4 protein-coding genes are annotated in these 3,946 nt (G+C 62.5%); 2 read left to right on the forward strand and 2 right to left on the reverse strand.

Translation table 11 applies throughout. The features are described from left to right. Together OC610_RS22610 and OC610_RS22615 are read right to left on the reverse strand one after the other, a co-directional pair. The coding region (locus OC610_RS22610) for an AAA family ATPase (RefSeq protein ID WP_264430920.1) at positions 1–781 on the reverse strand (781 nt) is incomplete at its 3' end. A gap of 68 nt (positions 782–849) precedes the next feature. Beyond that, the gene (locus OC610_RS22615) at positions 850–1,809 is read right to left on the reverse strand and encodes a GlxA family transcriptional regulator (protein ID WP_264430922.1); all 960 of its coding nucleotides are present in this window, start codon (positions 1,807–1,809) and stop codon (positions 850–852) included. Between the two features lie 192 nt (positions 1,810–2,001). Here OC610_RS22615 and OC610_RS22620 point away from each other — a divergent pair, with 192 nt between their 5' ends. Both OC610_RS22620 and OC610_RS22625 read left to right on the forward strand, forming a co-directional pair. After that, positions 2,002–2,946: a choline ABC transporter substrate-binding protein gene (locus OC610_RS22620; protein WP_181288264.1), complete on the forward strand. Its 945-nt coding sequence runs from the start codon at positions 2,002–2,004 to the stop codon at positions 2,944–2,946. Between the two features lie 71 nt (positions 2,947–3,017). After that, positions 3,018–3,905 carry a BKACE family enzyme gene (locus tag OC610_RS22625; protein WP_264430925.1) on the forward strand — a complete coding sequence of 296 codons (888 nt, stop codon included), beginning with the start codon at positions 3,018–3,020 and terminating at the stop codon, positions 3,903–3,905. Positions 3,906–3,946 lie beyond the last annotated feature (41 nt).

A 3,946-nucleotide genomic window follows, 5' to 3' on the forward strand; every position in this document is an offset into this window, starting at 1 on the left:
TGCGCAACATCTCCGGACGGCGCCCTACCAGTTCAAAGGCCTGGTCGAGGTCATCGGCGTTGAATTGGTTGGTTTGAGCCAGGTGTGCATTCAAATGGGCGGTGTAGGCCTGGGTGAAGGCTTTTCCCAACAAAGGGAACGGCGTGATGCTGGATCCGTAGAACGGTTGGTGGCGGCTGAGTACCAGGTGGGCGAGTTTGTCGCGGTTGGAGCCGGTGAACACCAGGCGCAAACCGCTGGTATCGTCGCCACGTCCCTGGTTGAGCTGGTCGCGGGCAGCCTTGAGGCCGAACATCGCGTTGACCCCGGCTTCGGTGGTCAATGCATGCTGGGCTTCGTCGATGACCAGCACCACGGTTTTGCCGGCAGCCTGGTGCAGCAGCTCCAGCGCCTGGGTCAGCGTCGCCCCTTCAGGCAATTGCGGCTGGCTGAAATCCCAGGACAACGTGCGCAAGAAGCTCAGTTTGTCGATGCCAATGGACTTGGCGAGCTTGCGGATACCCTTCTCATGAGGCACCAACGCGGCGGCAATGGCGGAGGCGATCAGGTCGGCCGGATCTTTTTCCTTGTTGGCCCAAAGGTCGACGTAGACCGCGAGCCAACCTCGCGCCTCGCATTCGGGAATCAAGTCTTCACGCAGGAAGGTACTTTTTCCGGTGCGCCTTGGCGCGGCCAGGAACAGGCCTGAGGTGTAATCCTGGATTCCGGCGCCGATCAGCCCGTCGACAATGTTGCGGGCCAGATCCGGACGCCGGAAAACAAAACCGGGGTGCTTGGACATGGTTTTATACTCAATTATGGCGACAGATATAATTTATGGTCGAAAGTATAATTTAGTATAAAAGCCTGTCAAACCGCCTCCCGCTCATCCCCCTGCCGTCGCCGATCCTCCCGCGGACACCGGGCAAACCGGGCCCGGTAACTGCGAGTGAAGTACGACGGCGACTCGAATCCACAGGCAATGCTCACTTCCAGCACACTCATGTCGGTCTGGCGCAGCAGTTGCCGGGCCTTTTCCAGGCGCAATCGCAGGTAGAACCCGCTGGGGGTGTCGTTCAGGTGCAGGCGGAACAGGCGTTCGAGCTGCCGGCGGGTGACATTGATCGATTCGGCCAGCGCCAAGGTCGTCAGGGGTGGCTCGCTGTGGGTTTCCATCTCGCCAATCACATGCACCAGTTTCTTGTTGCGAATGCCGTAGCGGCTGGCGATTTCCATGCGCTGGTGATCTTTGCGTGGACGAATGCGGCCGAGCACGAATTGTTCGCTGACCTGGATCGCCAATTCCGGACCGTGGGCCTGGCCGATGAGGTCGAGCATCAGGTCGATGGATGCCGTGCCGCCGGCGCAGGTAATGCGGCGGCGGTCGATCTCGAAGAGTTCCTGGGTCACGCTGAGCTGTGGATAGGATTCCTTGAACGCCTCGATCGCTTCCCAGTGCAGGGTGACGCGATGTCCGTCCAGCAACCCCGCTTCGGCGAGTACCACGCTGCCGGTATCGATGCCGCCGAGGATGACACCGTCATTGTCCAGTCGATGCAGCCAGCGCTCCAGCGGCGGGCTGACGAATTTCAACGGCTCGAAGCCCGCCACCACCCACAGCGTCGCGCCTTTCTTCAACGGCTCCAGCGCCGCATCGGCGTTGACCGACATGCCGTTGCTCGCCAGCACCGCCCCGCCGTCGGCGCTCAACACATGCCAGCGATACAGCTCGCCACGGAAGCGATTGGTGACCCGCAGTGGCTCGATGGCCGAAATGAAACCGATGGCCGAGAAACCCGGCATCAACAAGAAATAAAAGTCCTGGGACATGGAACGCACTCGGTTGGCGGGCAGCGTGCGGACCTTGATACGCCAGTTGCAAGTGGCATTCAAGTACGCAGGTCGCTGCAGTGCAAGAGCAGGTCGCCGCTGTGCGTTTTGAGCAAGCCCCGGCTGCGTACTTTGGCAACACCGGCACGCAGATGCCGGAACCCATAACAACAAGCTGCCGAGGAACCCGACATGAAAAGACTGATCAGCTCCTGCGTTCTTGCACTCACCGGTACCGCTTTCCTCAGCTCAGCTACCCTCGCGGCCGAACCCGCCGCCTGCCAGGACGTGCGCCTGGGCGTGGTCAACTGGACCGATGTCATCGCCACCAGCGCCCTGACCCAAGTGATGCTCGACGGCCTCGGCTACAAGACCAAACAGACCAGCGCGTCCCAACAGATCATCTTCGCCGGCATCCGCGACCAGCGCCTGGATTTGTTCCTGGGCTATTGGAACCCGTTGATGACACAGACCATCACGCCTTTCGTCCAGGCCAAGCAGGTCAAGGTGCTGGAGCAACCCAGCCTCCAGGACGCTCGCGCCACCCTCGCCGTGCCGACCTATCTGGCCGACAAGGGCTTGAAGACTTTCGCCGACATCGCCAAGTTCGAGAAAGAGCTGGGCGGCAAGATCTACGGCATCGAGCCTGGTTCCGGCGCCAATACCCAGATCAAGGCGATGATTGCCAAGAACCAATTCGGCCTGGGCAAATTCCAGCTGGTGGAATCCAGCGAGGCCGGCATGCTCGCCGCCGTGGACCGCGCCGTGCGTCGCAAGGAGGCCGTGGTGTTCTTCGGCTGGGCGCCGCACCCGATGAACGTCAACGTGCAAATGACCTACCTCACCGGCAGCGAAGACGCCCTCGGTCCGAACGAAGGCATGGCCACCGTCTGGACCGTCACCGCACCGAACTACGCCGAGCAATGCCCGAACGTCAGTCGCCTGCTGAGCAACCTGACCTTCACCGCCGAAGACGAGAGCCGGATGATGCAGCCGCTGCTCGATCACAAGGATCCGCTCGAATCGGCCCGGCAGTGGCTCAAGGACCATCCGCAGGACAAGCAGCGCTGGCTCGAAGGCGTAACCACCTTCGACGGCAAGCCCGCTGCCGACAACCTGAAACTCACCAGTAACTGACTGAACGTTATCCCTCTGCGCGGTCTTCAAGGGCTGCGCAGTGACTCACCACGCCTGAAGGAATCCGCACCATGAACCACGACGTCATCATCACCTGCGCACTCACCGGTGCTGGCGACACGACCGCCAAGAGCCCCCACGTGCCGGTCACCCCGAAACAGATCGCGGCGGCTGCCGTCGAGGCGGCGAAGGCCGGGGCCACGGTGGTCCATTGCCACGTTCGCGACCCGCAGACAGGCAAGTTCAGCCGCGACGTGGCGCTGTACCGCGAAGTGATGGAGCGCATCCGCGAGTCGGACGTCGACATCATCGTCAACCTCACCGCCGGGATGGGCGGTGACTTGGAAATCGGCGCGGGCGAGCGACCGATGGAGTTCGGTCCCAACACCGACCTGGTCGGCCCGCTGACTCGCCTGGCCCACGTCGAAGAATTGCTGCCGGAAATCTGCACCCTGGATTGCGGCACCCTGAACTTCGGCGACGGCGACACTATTTACGTCTCCACCCCGGCGCAATTGCGCGCCGGCGCCAAGCGCATCACTGAGCTGGGGGTCAAGGCCGAGCTGGAAATCTTCGACACCGGCCATCTCTGGTTCGCCAAGCAACTGATCAAGGAAGGCCTGCTGGACAACCCGTTGTTCCAACTCTGCCTGGGCATCCCCTGGGGCGCGCCGGCCGACACCACCACCATGAAAGCGATGGTCGACAACCTGCCGGCAGACGCGGTGTGGGCCGGCTTCGGCATCGGCCGCATGCAGATGCCGATGGCGGCCCAGGCCGTGCTGCTGGGAGGCAACGTCCGGGTGGGGCTGGAAGACAACCTCTGGCTGGACAAAGGCGTGCTCGCCACCAACGGCCAACTGGTGGAGCGCGCCGGCGAAATCCTCAGCCGCCTCGGGGCGCGAGTGCTTACGCCGGCCGAGGGCCGCAAGAAAATGGGCCTGGTCCAGCGCGGCTGAGCCGAATCGACGCATAACCCTGTGGGAGCGAGCTCGCTCGC

The sequence above is a fragment of the Pseudomonas agronomica genome (assembly GCF_025917275.1).
GTDB classification, from domain to species: domain Bacteria; phylum Pseudomonadota; class Gammaproteobacteria; order Pseudomonadales; family Pseudomonadaceae; genus Aquipseudomonas; species Aquipseudomonas agronomica.